The following is a 15,820-nucleotide window of genomic DNA, read 5'->3' on the forward strand; positions in this document are numbered from 1 at the left end:
TTCATTTCCGGACACCAGTAACACAAAAGGAAAATGATGGATACCAATCCCAACAACAACGCTTCACCGGTGGGTGAGACCACCGCGGCGGCTGCGGCGAAAAAGACCCGCCGCCGGCGCAAGATGAAGCGCACCCTCGCGGGCGCTTTCGCGCTGACCGTCGGTCTGACGGGTGCTGGCGTTTTGGCTACCGCCCTGACGCCGGACGCTCAGGTCGCCACCGCCCAGAAGGATGACCAAGCCCTCATCCAAGAAGGCAAGGACATCTACGATGTCGCTTGTATTACCTGCCACGGCGCCAACCTGCAGGGCGTCGACAAGCGCGGCCCGTCGCTCATCGGCGTCGGTGCCGGATCGGTCTACTTCCAGGTTCACTCTGGTCGTATGCCGATGATGTCTAACGATGCCCAGGCGGAGCGCAAGACCCCGCGCTACACCGAGCAGCAGACTCTGGCCCTGGCTGCCTACGTCGCAGCCAACGGTGGAGGACCGGACATCGTCTACAACGATGACGGCACCATCGCTATGGAGTCCCTGCGCGGCGCCAACTACAACGGCCAGATTCAGGCCGAGGACGTCGCCAAGGGGTCCGAGCTGTTCCGCATGAACTGCGCTTCCTGCCACAACTTCACCGGCCAGGGCGGCGCACTGTCCTCCGGTAAGTACGCACCGGCCCTGGATCCCGCCAACGAGCAGGAAATCTACCAGGCCATGCTGACCGGTCCGCAGAACATGCCGAAGTTCTCCGACCGCCAGCTGACCGCTGACGAGAAGAAGGACATCATCGCCTACATCAAGTCTGCCAACGAGACCCCGTCTCCGGCAGGCTGGGACCTGGGCGGTCTCGGCCCGGTCTCTGAAGGCCTGGCAATGTGGATTATCGGCATCACCGCGCTGTGCGCGGCCGCTATGTGGATGGGATCGCGCTCATGAGCAACGTAAATCACAACTACACCGACGCTCAGCTGAAGGGCATGAGCAACGACGAGCTCGCCGCCCTCGGTACTGAGCTGGACGACGTCACCGTCGCCTTCCGTAAGGAGCGCTTCCCAGTCGAGGGAGACCCGGCAGAGAAGCGCGCGGCCACCGGCATTGGTATCTGGCTGACGATTTCCATCATCTCGGCCATCGCCTTCTTGGGCGTCTATCTCTTCTGGCCGTGGCAGTTCAAGACCCTGGGCGAAGACGGCCTGATTTGGCACACGCTCTACACCCCGCTGCTGGGTCTGTTCTCCGGTCTGGCAATCATCTGCCTGGGCGTCGCTATTATTCAGTACGTCAAGAAGATCATTCCGGAAGAGATTTCGGTCCAGCGTCGCCACGACGGTCCGTCCGACGAGGTCGACCGCCGCACCCTGACCGCCCTGCTGAACGACTCGTGGAAGACCTCCACGCTGGGGCGCCGCAAGACCCTGATGGGTCTGCTCGGCGGCGCCGGCGTCCTGTTCGGCCTGTCGGTCATCGCCCCGCTGGGCGGAGCCATCAAGAACCCGTGGAAGGTTCGCCATGAGATGAACTACATGGGTGACGGCACCCTGTGGACCTCCGGCTGGACTCTGCACGAGAAGGGCGTCAAACTCTACCTCGCTCGCGACACCAGCACCATCGCTGAGATGCACGAAGGCGAGTCCGGCAATCACTACACCACGAAGGGTCTGGCGCGCCTGGTGCGCGTCCGCCCGGAGGACCTGGCTGCCGGCGGTATGGAGACCGTGTTCCCGTTGGCTGAGTCCGATGTCAACGACGGTGACCTGTACGATCCGCAGAAGGATGTCTACGAAAACCACATGCACTCGATCCACGGCAACCGCAACGCGGTCATGCTGATTCGCCTGCGCCACGCAGACGCTCAGCGCGCCGTCGAGCGCAAGGGTCAGGAAAACTTCCATCACGGTGACTACTACGCCTTCTCCAAGATTTGTACTCACATCGGTTGCCCGACCTCGCTGTACGAGGCTCAGACCAACCGAATCCTGTGCCCGTGCCACCAGTCGCAGTTCGACGCTCTGGAGTACGGCAAGCCGGTCTTCGGTCCGGCCGCCCGTGCTCTGCCGCAGCTGCCGATCACCGTGGACGAAGACGGCTACCTCGTCGCGCAGGGTAACTTCATTGAGCCTGTCGGCCCGGCATTCTGGGAGCGTAAGTCATAATGAGCAATAAACTCGCTGAAATCGGTAACAACATTGATTCGCGGTACACTGCCTCCGGCATGATCCGCACTCAGATCAACAAGGTCTTCCCGACCCACTGGTCCTTCATGCTGGGCGAGATGGCGCTGTACAGCTTCATCATCCTGCTGCTGACCGGTATCTACTTGGCGCTGTTTTTCGACCCGTCGATCAGCAAGGTCATCTACGACGGCGCCTACACCCCGCTCAACGGCGTGGAGATGTCGCGTGCTTACGCGACCGCCCTGGACCTGTCCTTCGAGGTGCGCGGCGGCCTCTTCGTCCGCCAGATGCACCACTGGGCAGCCCTGATGTTCATGATGTCCATGGTCGCGCACATGCTGCGCATCTTCTTCACCGGTGCGTTCCGCCGGCCGCGTGAGGCCAACTGGATCATCGGTTGCGCTCTGATTCTGCTGGGCATGGTCGAGGGCTTCCTCGGCTACTCCCTGCCGGACGACCTGCTCTCCGGCGTTGGTCTGCGCATTATGTCCGCCATCATCCTGGGCCTGCCGATCATCGGTACCTGGCTGCACTGGGCAATCTTTGACGGCGACTTCCCGTCCGACCTGATGCTGGATCGCTTCTACATCCTGCACGTGCTGGTCATCCCGGGCATCATCTTGGGCTTGATCGCTGCCCACCTCATCCTGGTCTGGTACCAGAAGCACACCCAGTTCCCAGGGCCGGGCCGCGCCGAGAACAACGTCGTTGGCGTCCGCATTATGCCGGTCTTCGCCACCAAGGCCATTGGTATGGGCCTGATGGTAGCCGGCGTCTTGGCTCTGATGTCTGGTCTGTTGACCATCAATGCCATCTGGAACCTGGGGCCGTACAACCCGTCGCAGGTCTCCGCTGGTTCCCAGCCGGACATCTACATGCTGTGGACTGACGGTGTTGCCCGTATTATGCCGGCCTGGGAGCTCTACCTGGGTAGCTACACCATCCCGAGCGCCTTCTGGGTTGCACTGCTCTGTGGCCTGATGGTTGTCCTGCTATTCGCCTACCCGTTCATCGAGAAGAAGATGACCGGCGACGACGCCCACCACAACCTGTTGCAGCGTCCGCGCGACGTTCCGGTTCGCTCCGGCATCGGCGCCATGGCCATCACTTTCTTCCTGCTGGTGACCATGTCCGGTGGCAACGACCACGTGGCACACTTTTTCCAGATCTCGCTGAACGCCATGACCTGGCTGGGCCGTATTGGCCTGCTGGTCCTGCCGCCGCTGGCCTACATCATCACCTACAAGATTTGTGTGGGCCTGCAGCGCTCCGACCGTGAGGTCCTGGAGCACGGCATTGAGACCGGTGTCATCAAGCAGCTGCCGAACGGTGCCTTCATCGAGGTGCACCAGCCGCTGGGCCCAGTTGACGAGCACGGCCACGCCGTCCCGCTCAAGTACGCCGGTGCCAAGGTTCCGAAGCAGCTCAACGAACTGGGCCTGGCCGACGCCGAGACCCAGGGTGTTTTCTCCTCCGACGACGAGGGTGTGGTCAAGAGCGTGCACCAGCACCACGCTGACAACGCCGCCGAGGAAGCGGAGATGTTCCGCCGCCTCAACGAAGCTAATCGTCGCGAAGACGAGGAAAACGGCCGCTACTAAGACCCCGGCCAGCCTTTAACTAGCGCTCACAAAGCCCGCCGCTCCCACCCGGGAGTCAGGCGGGTTTTGTTTTGCCCACTGCCCGCCGATGCTTCCTGGGGCCGGTCGTGCCCCACCGCCAGGGGAGGGGAGGCCGCAGGGCTCCTTGAGGTGCCTTGGGGTGCTCAGTGGCCGTAGAACGGCCCCATCGTTGCGGCGCGACCAACTATGCCGGCCGGCTGCATTCTATTCCTCTATATAGATAGGTATGTAGAGGAACGGGTCCATCTTCATCTGCTTCCATGTACTGGTACGCGTGTTAACGATGGGGTAGCGTATAAGGCTTGAGGGGAGCTGCGTGAGGGCACTGGGGAACTCTTCTCGAGTTCCATCGGGGTCCAAAACTGGCCCCATTGGGACCTAAAAACCGCGGAATTTCGGCCTCGAATAGCGGGTGTGAGGAAGCTAACAATAGCGGTTTGGCTTGATGGCGCTCATTGGGTGGGGTGGAACTTGCTTAAGAGCTTTCAGGGTGTCGCGATTTGGCTGTTGCCGCAGGTCATGGTATTCTCGTTCGGGTCGCTTGGCGGCGTGGGGGCGCGTGAAGACCGCAAAATCTGATAGCGTCTCAGTTCGATAAACGGGATATAACGAAACAGTTACAACGCGACGCACTTCGGTCAATTAGACAGAGTTCGTGATTGTTTCGTAACCTATTCGAGACACAGCGTTGCTCACCGAGCAGCCAGTCCCGAACTAAAGATTTTTTAAAGCGCCGTATCTGGCCGCTCCCACGAAGAGGGTTGTGGCCGAACGGAGGCCGGCAATGAACTTGCAGCCGGCCGACGAACGTTAGGCCCGTCCCCTGGGCCAGAGCCTTACCGAGGTAGACAGAATCCCGGCAAGGTAGGCGCCAAACAAGATTTGGAGTTTTTTCGTGGCTAAGCATCGTCGTCAGACCGCAACCATGACCCGTCGTATCGCGACCACCGCCGTAGTGGCAGCATCCGCTACCGTCGCCGTCCCGGGCGTTGCGAACGCTACCGAGGTAGTTATCCCGAACACCAACTACTCTTTCGATGTCCAGGGCCTGGATCAGGTCCCGAACATTGAGAAGGTTCCGAACATCCAGACCTACGTTCCGTCCCTGGGTGAGGCGCAGAACATCAACTACAACGCCACCGCACAGGCCGCTCCGGCGCCGGCTAAGTCCGAGGGTCAGAAGGTCGTCGACGCGGCTCGCTCCGTCATCGGCGCTCCGTATGGCTGGGGTGCTGCCGGCCCGAGCTCCTTCGACTGCTCCGGCCTGACCTCCTGGGCCTACGGCCAGGTGGGCAAGTCCATCCCGCGTACCTCCCAGGCGCAGGCCGCGCAGGGTACCCCGGTCTCCCTGGACCAGCTGCAGCCGGGTGACATCGTTGCCTACTACGGTGGCGCTTCCCACGTCGGTATCTACACCGGCAACGGCACCATCATCGACGCCCTGAATTCCGGCACCCCGGTTCAGGAGCGTCCGCTGGACTACATGCCGATCCACTCGGCCGTCCGCTTCTAGGACTTAACGCAGCCGCTCGTTAGGCTGGCCCCGATCCGCGCGCGGGTCGGGGTTTTTCTCTTTTGTCACACCCGTTGCATCTTTGCCACTTTTCCGCCTTAAGGTGGGAAAACAACTTCGCACCTGACTGGTAAACCCCGACATGATGCTCTATAGTTCTTTAAGTTAGTTCACTCCTTTTTGACACTGAAGAAAGAGTCATCGTGCTTGAATACTCTGCGGGGCGCACCCGTTCCATGCGCCGCATCTCCGGCAGCTGGTTGGCTGCCACCACGGCCGTTGTGATGGGTGCAGCGGTCTTGAGTCCCGGGGCGGTGGCGCAGGAGGCCGACGGCACGGATCAGCCCGCCGTCGCGCCGGCCGGTGACGACGTTGACTCTCTGCTCGCCGAGATGGGCGAGGTGGCCCAGAAGGTCTCCGCGAAGAGCGAAGAGGTCAAGGAAGCCGAGGACAAGCTCGCCGCGGCAGAAGAGGACACCAATCGCTCTGCCGAGCACGCCCACCGGGCCCAGGAAGAAGCAGCTGCTGCCGATGCCGCCGTCAGCCACCAACGCGGCAACGTCAACGGCATTGCCAAGTCGCGCTACCGCGGCGTGAACATGGACCGCCTGACCGCCACCTTGGCCAGCGGTGACCCGCAGGCGGCCGTGGAGCGCCTCGGCTACCTGGGCGCGATTTCCCGCGACGCCCAGCGCAACCTCGAGACCATGTCCACCAACGCGGACGCCGCCAAGTCCAAGCGCGACGCCGCCGACGCCGCCGTCAAGGAGGCCGAGCGCAAGACCCGCGAGCTGCAGGAGCAGAAAGACCGCCTTGTGCGTGAGCAGGAGGAGCTGGAGAAGCAGAAGGCCTCCATCGAGGAGCGCGTCGACGCCCTGTCCGGCGAGGACCGCGCCCGCTGGGAGGCCCAGTTCGGCGGCTCGTCCCTGTCGCCGGAGGACATCGCCGGCCTGTCCGGCAAGGGAGGGGACGCCGTGGCGGCGGCCCTGTCGAAGATCGGTAGCCCGTACGGCTGGGGCGCCGCCGGCCCCAGCGAGTTCGACTGCTCCGGCCTGATGTTCTGGGCCTACCAGCAAAAGGGCGTGAGCATCCCGCGTACCTCCCAGGCGCAGATCGCCGGCGGCACCAGCGTGAGCATCAACGACCTGCAGCCGGGCGATATCGTCGGCTACTACCCGGGCGTTACCCACGTCGGCATGTACATCGGCGACGGCCAGGTCGTCCATGCCTCGACCTACGGCGTGCCGGTCCAGGTCGTGCCGGTCGACTCCATGCCCATCCAGGGCGCTTCCCGTTACTAAACGCGCGCGGGCTATAGGTACAGTTGGTGCCTATGGCCCGCGTTTTGCTTGTTACCAACGATTTCCCGCCCACCATCGGCGGGATCCAGTCCTACCTGCGGGATTTCCTCGGTACCCTGCCACCGGACCAGGTCATGGTCTTCGCCTCGACCCAAAACGCCGACGATGCCGCCTCCTACGACCGCGACCTGCCCTACCGGGTGGTGCGCTGGCCCCGACAGGTCATGCTGCCCACGCCGGCGACGGCCCGCGCCATGCAGGAGATCATCCGCCGCGAGGGCATCGACACGGTCTGGTTCGGCGCCGCCGCCCCGCTGGGGCTGCTCGGCAAGGCCGCCCGCGCCGCCGGCGCCACCCGCGTCATCGTGACCACCCACGGGCACGAAGTCGGCTGGTCGATGCTCCCCGGCGCCCGCCAGGCCCTCCGCCTCATCGGAGCCTCCGCCACCGCGGCGACCTATATCTCCGACTACACCCTGCGCCGCCTGCGCCCGGCCTTCGGCTCCCAGCTGGACTGGGTACACCTGCCGTCGGCCGTCAACACGGACGATTTCCACCCCGTCGACGCCGCAGTGACCGCCGCCGCCCGCCGCCGCTACGGCCTGCGCGCGGACGGCCCCGTCGTCGTCTGCATCTCCCGCCTAGTCCCGCGCAAGGGCCAGGACCAGCTTATCCGCGCCTTCGGCTGGCTCAAAGACCAGCACCCTAACGCACAGCTGCTCATCGTCGGCCGCGGCCGCTACCGCGCCAGCCTCGAGGCGCTGGCCGGCATGTACTTCCCAGACACGCACTTCGCCGAGGCCGCCGACACCGCCGACCTTAACGCCGCTTTGGCCGCCGCCGACATCTTCGCCATGCCGGCGCGCACCCGAGGTGGTGGGCTCGACGTGGAGGGGCTGGGCATCGTCTACCTCGAGGCCCAAGCCGCGGGCGTGCCCGTCATCGCGGGCGATTCCGGCGGCGCGCCGGAGACGGTCACGCGAGATACAGGCATCGTCGTGCGCGGGGCAAGCGTGGAGGACCTCACCGACGCCTTAGATACTTTGTTGTCGAATCCGCAGCGCCGGCAGGAGATGGGGCAGGCCGGGCGCGCGTACGTGCAGCAGGAATGGACGTGGGAGGTCATGGGCGCGTGTCTGCGCCGGCTGCTTCGATGTGACCGCTAAGGGGGAGGGGGTATATCCTAGACTGCATGTCGAAAGCCTTTCCCGCCCCCTCGTCTGCAGAGGCGGAGTCCTCGCAGCCGTTGACTATCGGCATGGATATTGGCGGCACCAACCTGCGCGCCGGCGTGATTACGCCCGCCGGACAGCTCATCGATAGTGTTAGCGTCCCCACCCCCAGCACCGCCGACAGGCTCGAGGACGTGCTTGTCGATGCCGTCCGCCGACTCCAAGACACCTACCGCATCCAGGCCGTGGGCCTGGCCGTGGCCGGGTTCATGGACCCGGACTGCGAGGTGGTCCGCTTCGCGCCGCACCTGCCGTGGCGCAACGCGCCGGTGCGCCGGCGGGTAGAAGAGCGGCTGGGCCTGCCGGTGCGTCTCGAACACGACGCGAACTCCGCGGCGTGGGGCGAGTGGCGCTTCGGGGCCGGGCAGCACGCCCGCGACTGGGTCTTTTTCTCCGTGGGCACCGGGATCGGCGCGACGTTGATGACGCAGGAGACCATCTACCGCGGCGCCTTTGGCACTGCCCCGGAGTTCGGCCACCTAGTGGTCGTGCCGGGCGGGCGCCAGTGCTCGTGCGGCAAGCGCGGCTGCCTGGAGCGCTACGCCTCGGGCACCGCGCTGACCGACACCGCCAACGAGCTGCGCCCGGACTATGCCACCACCTTGCCGGCCGATCCCTCGGGCGAGGAGATCGCCGCCGCCGCCCGCGCGGGCGACGCGCTGGGCATTGCCGTCATGGAGGATCTGGGCAGCTGGCTCGGCCAGGGCCTCTCGATCGTGGCGGACGTCCTCGACCCGGAGCTCATCGTGCTGGGTGGGGGAGTCAGCAAGGACGCCGATCTCTACCTGGAAACGGTGCGCGAGTTCATGGCCCGCGACATCGTCGGCGCGGGGCACCGCCCCGTGGCCGAGGTCGTTACCGCCAGCCTGGGATCTGCAGCAGGTATGATCGGGGTGGCAGATTTGGCACTGCGCCAGGCGGACATGGTTCACGAGGAAAGTTAGACGATGCACAATAAATGGTATTGGGCCTTTAAGAACATTTTCTTCGGCCCGGCGCTGCGCCTATGGAACCGGCCCTGGTCGCGTGGCATGGACAACATCCCGGCCACCGGGCCCGCCATCTTGGCGTCCACGCACCAGGCCGTGATGGATTCCTTCTACTTTCCGCTGCTGTGCCCGCGCCAGATTATCTTTCTCGCCAAAGCGGAATACTTCACTTCGCCCGGGCTGGTCGGCCGCGTGCAGAAGTGGTTCTTCAGCTCGGTGGGGCAGGTGCCCATCGAGCGCAATGCCGAGTCCGCCAGCGCAGGCATGCTGATTTCCGCCAAGCGCATCCTGGGCAACGGCGACCTGTTCGGCATCTATCCGGAGGGCACGCGCTCCCCGGACGGCCGCGTCTACAAGGGGCGCACCGGCATGGCGCGGGTGGCCATGGCCACCGGCGAGCCAGTCATCCCCATCGGCATGATCGGCAGCCGTGACGCCAACCCCATCGGCACGTGGATCCCGCGGCCTAAGCGCGTCGGCATGGTGGTGGGCGAGCCCATCGATCCCATCGCCTGGGCCCGCGAGGAAGGCCTCGACCCCGAGTCCCATGAGGCCATGCGCGCCTTCACCGACTTTGTTATGCACCGCCTAGCGGACATGGTGGACCAGCCCTACGTGGACGTCTACGCCTCCGAAGTCAAGGAATCCCTGGCCGCCGGGAACGGCTACCCGGAGGGCGCGGAACCGTCTGCGCCGCAGTCGGGGGTGGCATAGAAGTTTTGCCTTCTCCCGCCGCCTCCCAAAGGCTGGCCTGGCCCGATGTTGCGAAGGGGCTCTCGATCATCGGGGTGGTGGTGCTGCATATCTCCATCACCGTCCCGGATGCCCACTTAACCTGGCTCTTTACCGCCAACACTTGGCTGGACCCGCTGCGCATGCCGCTGTTTTTCTTGGTCAGCGGCTACTTTTCGAAAAAAATCTTCCACTACAGCCTGTGGGAGCTCTTCAGTCGCCGCCTGTGGTTTTTCATCGTGCCCTACTGCATCTGGGTGCCCGTCGAGCTGTGGACCAACAGCGTCCACTACTCAATTGTTTTTGGCGACGAGCCGCGCACCTTCACCGACTACGCGGTGTCCCTGCTGCTGGGCCACAACATGGGCTGGTTCCTGCACGCGCTGGTGTTGTTCAACCTCTACCTGTGGGCGGTTCGCCGCCTGCCGCGCTGGGCCGCGGTTTTCGGCTCGCTGGCCCCCGTGCTCTTTCTGGGCTGGCACGAGGAGGTCTACTTCGTGGGCAAGGCACTGATGTACCTGCCCATCTTCGTCATCGGCGCGTTTTGTCGCCAGTGGATCACGGATTTCGCCGAGCTCATCGAAGCCCCCCTGCGCCACGCCTTCACCGCCCGCGTACGCCCGCCCAAATACGCGGTGCTCAAGGCCAGCGCGCCCGTGCTCGGCAGCGCCGGCGGTTTTGTGGCCGGCTACAGCCTGGTGCGCTGGTGGAACGGCATCAAGGACTCGGACATCGTGGTGGACTGGTACCTGCCGGGTGCGGACTGGATCGGCGGCGCGGAGCTCTGGTCACTGGTGCGCCTGGGACAGCACCTGCTGATGTTCCCGGCCGCCATCGCGGGCGCGGTGTTGCTGTCGTACGTGCCGGGTGTATCCCACCTGCTACGGTTTATCGGCCGGCACACGTTGCCGGTCTATCTGGGCCACCCCATCGCGCTGACCCTGGGCTTCGGGCTGCTGACCGCCCATCACCCGGTCGAGGTCATGATCGACGGCGCGTGGCCGTGGGAGAACACCTGGTTCTGGATCCTCTACTGCTTGGTCATTTCTGCCGTCGGGGCGCTGGCGCTGTGGGCCTTGAGCAAGGTCCCCGTGCTGGGCTGGTCGATGAAACCGCCGCAGATATACCGCGGGGCCACCAGCGCGCACAGCACGACCACCCAGGTCAACCAGAAATAGTCGTTGCCGGGCACGGCCTGCCACAGGCTCCACTCCAGCTCCTGGTTCTGGGTGTTGGGCACCAGCCAGTGCCCGCGGGCGAAAAGCACCAGCCACAGCAGCCCGGGCAGCCAGTAGCTGCGGGGGACAAGCGCGGTGACGTAGGCCGCCAGCAGCACCAGCCACACGTAGTGGTGGGACCAGGACACCGGCGAGGCCAGCAGCGACAGCTGCGCGGCGATAAGGATCATCGGCACCACGCCGCCGGCGCGGACGCGGTAGACGGCCACCACGCAGGCGGCGATGACGACCGCCACGCCGGCAAGCCAGAAGTCGCCGGCTCCGATCCGCTCGAGGAAGCCGCGCAGCGACTGGTTCGACGAATACGCCAATCCGCCAATACGCTCCGAGTCCCGCAGCGTCTGCAGCCAATAGTCCCGCGAACTGACCGGCGCCGCTAAAAAGCCCACGCCGACCCAGCCGGCAACCGCCACCGCGGTGGTCGCTAGCGCGCGCCACTCCCGCCGTGCGAAGTACACCAGCACGAAGACCGCGGGGGTCAGCTTGATGCTAATGGCCAGACCGAGCAGCACGCCGCGCAGGCGGCGGGGCAGGACCAGAAAGTCCACCAGCACGATGAGCGTCAGCAAGATGTTGACCTGGCCGAAGCTGAAGGACTCGGTGATAGGTTCGGCCACGACGGCCGGCACCATGCACCAGGCGGCCCACGTCACCGCCGCGTCCTTTTTCAGCGGCCGCAGCACCAGCCACAGGCATACCCACATCCCGGTCCACGATGCCACCGTCCATACCACCGAGACCACCGGCAGGCTCGCCACGCTGAGGGACGAAAAGAGCATCGCCGCCAGCGGCGGGTAGGTAAACGGCAGGATCATCCCGCCGGAGACCTCGTAATCCTGCGCGTAGAGGTGTTTGCCCTCCAACCAGGCCTGGCCGCCGGCGCGGTAGACGTCGAGATCGATGTGGTAGTACGGCCGCAGGATGCCCTCGGTGAGGAATAAGGGGATATCGATAAGCCAGAAGATGCTGAGCGCGAACGAGATGATGAGCGGGATCCAGGCGGGAACACGCCGTACGACTGAAGCGAGCACGCAACGTAGTCTACCCCGCGCGAGGACCTGTCTAAGCAAGGACTAGAATCAATACTCGTGCGATACTTCTACGACACCGAATTCATTGAGGACGGCCGGACAATAGAGCTGGTGTCCATCGGTATTGTCGCGGAAGACGGGCGCGAGTACTACGCGGTGTCGACGGAGTTCGACCCGCAGCTGGCCAACGCCTGGGTGCGCGAGAACGTGCTCGACAAATTGCCCTCGCCCCACGATGCCGTGTGGAAGCCCATCCACACTATCCGGGAGGAAGTCTACGGATTTTTATGCAGTGCGAAAACGCCGCCCGAACTGTGGGCGTGGGTCGGCGCCTACGATCACGTGGTGCTCGCGCAGCTGTGGGGCGACATGGCGGGACTGCCCAAACGGCTGCCGCGGTACACGCGAGAACTCAAGCAGTACTGGGAGTTTGCCGGCCGCCCGAAGCTGCCGGCAGTGCCGGCGGGTAACCACGACGCCTTAGTGGACGCGCGCCACAACCTGGCCAAGTTCAACATCTGCCAGAAGGCGCTGCCACTGACCAAGGGTAATCGAATTACTAAGTAAACCGTAACTATCATCCGACCGATGAACGTGGTTAAATCGGGGTGTGAGTTGGACAATTGATATCCCGAACGAAGCCCTGCCCGATCTTCCCCCGTTGCCGGATGGCATCGAGGAGAAGTTTCGCGACGTCGTAGACCGCCCTGCCAAGCAGCAGCCGTCCTGGGACCAGGCCCAGGCGGACAACGTGCGCAAGATCTTGGAGTCGGTCCCGCCCATCGTCGTGCCACCGGAGATTGAATCCCTGAAGCGGAAGCTCGCGGCCGTCGCCACTGGCAAGGCCTTTTTGCTCCAAGGCGGCGACTGCGCCGAGACCTTCGAGTCCAACACCGAGCCGCACATCCGCGGCAACATCAAGACCCTCCTGCAGATGGCCGTCGTGCTGACCTACGGCGCGTCGACGCCGGTGGTGAAGCTCGCGCGTATCGCGGGCCAGTACGCCAAGCCGCGCTCCGCGGACCGCGACGGTAACGGGCTGCTGAACTACCGCGGCGACATCGTCAACGGCGTGGAGCCGACCGAGGAAGCCCGCCGCCACGACCCGGCCCGCATGGTTCGTGCCTACGCCAACTCCTCGGCGGCGATGAACCTGGTGCGGTCGCTGACCTCGTCGGGCACCGCGGACCTGTACTCGCTGCACGAGTGGAACCGTGAGTTCGTCTCCAACTCCCGCGCCGGCGCCCGCTACGAGGCCCTGGCCAACGAGATCGAGGCCGGCCTGAACTTCATGAGCGCCTGCGGTGTCAACGACGACACCCTGCGCTCGGCGGACATCTACTGCTCGCACGAGGCCCTGCTCAAGGACTACGAGCGCGGCATGCTGCGTCTAGGCCAGGACGACCGCGGCCACACCAAGCTCTACGACCTGTCCGCCCACCAGGTGTGGATCGGCGAGCGCACCCGTGGGATGGAAGACTTCCACGTCAACTTCGCGGCGCTAATCGGTAACCCGGTCGGCATCAAGCTGGGGCCGGGGATCACGCCGGAGGAGGCCGTGGAATACGCGGAGAAGCTCGACCCGCTGCGCGAGCCGGGCCACCTGACCATGATCGCCCGCATGGGCCACGACAAGGTGCGCACCGTGCTGCCGCCGGTCATCAAGGCCGTCGAGGAGTCCGGTCACAAGGTCGTCTGGCAGTCCGACCCGATGCACGGCAACACCTTCACCGCGTCCAACGGCTACAAGACCCGCCACTTCGACAAGATCCTGGACGAGGTGCAGGGCTTCTTCGAGGTGCACCGTGAGCTGGGCACCCACCCGGGCGGCATCCACCTGGAGTTCACCGGCGAGGACGTCACCGAGTGCCTAGGCGGCGCTGAGGACATCACCGACGTCGACCTGCCGGGCCGCTACGAGTCCGCCGTGGACCCGCGCCTGAACACGCAGCAGTCGCTGGAGCTATCCTTCCTAGTGGCGGAGATGTTGCGGAACCAGGGGCGGCATCGCTAGTAGGTGCGCCAGAAAATCGGGGTGCCGGCGTAGTAGCCGGACCCGAACCACCAGGTCGCCAGCGCGACGCTGCCGGCGAGCACAGCGGCTAGGACGAGAAAGAGCGTCAACGGAACCCATGAACGGTTGGTCAGCAGCCGTTCGGTGGGTTCTTTTTCTGCCGTGCGGGCCATCGGGGCGGCCTGGGGGCGCTGGTGCGGCACGGGGGCTGGTTGTGCTGGTTGAGCTAGCTGCGGTGCGGGCATCGGCTGTGGGGCGACCTGGGGCTGGTCCAGGCGGGTCTCGAAGCTGAGCGGCTCGCGGCGGTACTGCTCGGTCGGTGCCCCAGTAGCGGGGTCGCTAACGATGCGCGTTTCCGCCTCCGCGTCTAGATTCTCGGGGTCTTCGGACGGCTCGGAGTTCTCCAATACCCCCGTGGCGGCGAAGACCGCCGTGCCGGACATGTCCGTGGGCTGCGCCGCGGTGCGGGCGGCGGCGGAATCCTGGGGGACGGGCACGGTGTAAGTGGGCAGGTCGAGCTCGCGGGAGACATCGTCAAGCGCGGCGAGGAACTCGCCGGCGTCGGCGAAGCGGGCCTGCGGATCGCGGGCGGTGGCGGAGGCGACGAGGGCATCGAAAAGCGGCGGAATGCCGGCGATGCGCTCGCTCGGCGCCACCACATCCTCCTGAAGGCGGGTCAGGGCATGCGCCAGGGCGGTCTCGCCCTGGAAGGGGACGGTGCCGGTGAGCAGCTCGAACAGAACGATGCCGGCCGAGTAGACGTCCGTGGCGGGCGTAATCGGAGAGCCGTCGACCTGCTCGGGGGCCAGGTAGGAAACCGTGCCGACGATCTTGTCGGAGGTCGCCTGCTGCGCGCTGGTGGAGCGGACCAAGCCGAAGTCGCCGAGCATCACGCGGTGATCCGAGTTGATCAGGACGTTGTCCGGCTTGATGTCGCGGTGGATGAGGCCCTTGTTGTGGACGGCGTTCAGGCCGGCGAGCACGGCGCGCATGACGCCGGCGACCGCGTAGGGCGGCAAGGGGCCGCGCTCGGCGAGTAGCTCGCGCAGCGTGCCGCCGGTGATGAGCTCCATGATGAGAAACATCGGGTCGCCGTCGGCGGAGAAGTCGTACACGCCGACTAGGTTCGGGTGGGCGAGCTGGGCCATCGCCTTGGCTTCGCGCTCGAAGCGGCGGGTAAAGACCGGGTCGTCCACGAATTCCGCGTGCATGACCTTGGCGGCGACGGCGCGGCCTAGGCGCAGGTCCACGCAGCGGTAGACCGTGGACATGCCACCGCGGGCGATCGGGCGGTCCACCCGGTACCGGTTCTCCAGCACGTCACCAATTTCTAACCGACTCATGAATTCCAGTATGGCCGAAATCCCGGAGGATGTGCACACCGGCTACAGTAGAGTGCCGTGACTAGTATGGATGAATCTCTGGAAACCCTGCTCCGCGACGAACCGATGCTCACCCTGCCGCAGGTCGCCGACAAGCTCGGCATCGCGGTGACCCGCGTGCACGACCTGTTGAACGCGAAGAAAATTATTGCCTGGCGCACCGGCGACAAGAAGTTGGTCCCCGCGGCTTTCTTCAACGATAAGGAAGCCATCAGCAAATTCGTTTCGGGAGCCATCACCGTGCTGTCGGACGGCGGCTACAGCGAGGACGAAATCCTTCGCCACCTCTTCACCGAGGACGAGTCCCTGCCGGGGCGCCCCATCGACGGCCTGCACGGGCACCTCGCGCGCGAAGTAATCCGGCGCGCGCAGGCCTCGGCCTTCTAAGGTACGCCGAGTAGGCGCTACGGAGTGGTTTCCGTGGCGCCTTTTCTTGTGTCTTTGCTTGTTGGCCGGCAGTCGTGGGGTTCGGCTGGCTTTGTTCCTTGTGGCGGCCTCTCGCGGGTGACCCCCGTGTTAGCCGTCGGCCGTGAGCCGTTGGCCGTTCGCCGTTAGGGCTTGCTGTTCCAGGGTGGGTCCCAGGTGACTGTGCCGT

General features: G+C 64.9%; 13 protein-coding genes and 1 pseudogene. 12 read left to right on the forward strand and 2 right to left on the reverse strand.

The window, feature by feature from the left end:
- Positions 1-33: 33 nt before the first annotated feature.
- From HMPREF3067_RS10235 to HMPREF3067_RS10275, 9 genes are all read left to right on the forward strand, one after another.
- Positions 34-933 (forward strand): cytochrome bc1 complex diheme cytochrome c subunit, encoded by a 900-nt coding sequence (locus HMPREF3067_RS10235; protein WP_070769622.1) that lies wholly within the window; start codon positions 34-36, stop codon positions 931-933.
- A complete protein-coding gene (locus HMPREF3067_RS10240; protein ID WP_070769623.1) occupies positions 930-2,150 on the forward strand; it encodes a cytochrome bc1 complex Rieske iron-sulfur subunit in 1,221 nt (406 codons plus the stop codon). Before HMPREF3067_RS10235 ends, HMPREF3067_RS10240 begins: the two co-directional genes overlap by 4 nt.
- A complete protein-coding gene (locus HMPREF3067_RS10245) occupies positions 2,150-3,772 on the forward strand; it encodes a cytochrome bc1 complex cytochrome b subunit (RefSeq protein ID WP_070769624.1) in 1,623 nt (540 codons plus the stop codon). The genes HMPREF3067_RS10240 and HMPREF3067_RS10245 overlap by 1 nt, the downstream gene beginning before the upstream one ends.
- Positions 3,773-4,688: 916 nt before the next feature.
- Positions 4,689-5,306 (forward strand): C40 family peptidase, encoded by a 618-nt coding sequence (locus tag HMPREF3067_RS10250; protein ID WP_070769625.1) that lies wholly within the window; start codon positions 4,689-4,691, stop codon positions 5,304-5,306.
- A gap of 203 nt (positions 5,307-5,509) precedes the next feature.
- Positions 5,510-6,607 (forward strand): C40 family peptidase, encoded by a 1,098-nt coding sequence (locus tag HMPREF3067_RS10255; protein ID WP_246819302.1) that lies wholly within the window; start codon positions 5,510-5,512, stop codon positions 6,605-6,607.
- Between the two features lie 32 nt (positions 6,608-6,639).
- The gene (locus tag HMPREF3067_RS10260) at positions 6,640-7,773 is read left to right on the forward strand and encodes a glycosyltransferase family 4 protein (RefSeq protein ID WP_070769626.1); all 1,134 of its coding nucleotides are present in this window, start codon (positions 6,640-6,642) and stop codon (positions 7,771-7,773) included.
- Between the two features lie 26 nt (positions 7,774-7,799).
- Positions 7,800-8,783, forward strand: coding sequence for an ROK family protein (locus HMPREF3067_RS10265; RefSeq protein ID WP_070769627.1), 984 nt, complete (start codon positions 7,800-7,802; stop codon positions 8,781-8,783).
- A 3-nt stretch (positions 8,784-8,786) separates the two neighbouring features.
- A complete protein-coding gene (locus HMPREF3067_RS10270) occupies positions 8,787-9,542 on the forward strand; it encodes a lysophospholipid acyltransferase family protein (RefSeq protein WP_070769628.1) in 756 nt (251 codons plus the stop codon).
- A gap of 5 nt (positions 9,543-9,547) precedes the next feature.
- Positions 9,548-10,738 (forward strand): acyltransferase family protein, encoded by a 1,191-nt coding sequence (locus tag HMPREF3067_RS10275; protein WP_246819303.1) that lies wholly within the window; start codon positions 9,548-9,550, stop codon positions 10,736-10,738.
- 200 nt (positions 10,739-10,938) lie between these two features.
- Here the strand turns inward: HMPREF3067_RS10275 and HMPREF3067_RS11585 are convergent.
- Positions 10,939-11,613: pseudogene (locus tag HMPREF3067_RS11585) on the reverse strand (glycosyltransferase 87 family protein); the annotation flags it as partial.
- Between the two features lie 273 nt (positions 11,614-11,886).
- Between HMPREF3067_RS11585 and HMPREF3067_RS10285 the strand changes: the two are divergent.
- Together HMPREF3067_RS10285 and HMPREF3067_RS10290 are read left to right on the forward strand one after the other, a co-directional pair.
- Entirely contained in the window at positions 11,887-12,396 is a 510-nt protein-coding gene (locus HMPREF3067_RS10285; RefSeq protein WP_070769631.1) for a polyadenylate-specific 3'-exoribonuclease AS, read from the forward strand.
- Positions 12,397-12,439: 43 nt separating this feature from the next.
- Positions 12,440-13,843, forward strand: coding sequence for a class II 3-deoxy-7-phosphoheptulonate synthase (locus HMPREF3067_RS10290; RefSeq protein ID WP_070769632.1), 1,404 nt, complete (start codon positions 12,440-12,442; stop codon positions 13,841-13,843).
- Here HMPREF3067_RS10290 and HMPREF3067_RS10295 read toward each other — a convergent pair.
- Positions 13,840-15,186: a protein kinase domain-containing protein gene (locus HMPREF3067_RS10295; protein WP_070769633.1), complete on the reverse strand. Its 1,347-nt coding sequence runs from the start codon at positions 15,184-15,186 to the stop codon at positions 13,840-13,842. The genes HMPREF3067_RS10290 and HMPREF3067_RS10295 overlap by 4 nt on opposite strands.
- Before the next feature lie 66 nt (positions 15,187-15,252).
- Between HMPREF3067_RS10295 and HMPREF3067_RS10300 the strand changes: the two genes are divergently transcribed.
- Entirely contained in the window at positions 15,253-15,612 is a 360-nt protein-coding gene (locus tag HMPREF3067_RS10300; RefSeq protein WP_070769634.1) for an Rv2175c family DNA-binding protein, read from the forward strand.
- The last annotated feature ends 208 nt before the right edge of the window (positions 15,613-15,820 follow it).

The organism is Corynebacterium sp. HMSC04H06, from assembly GCF_001815935.1.
GTDB lineage: Bacteria > Actinomycetota > Actinomycetes > Mycobacteriales > Mycobacteriaceae > Corynebacterium.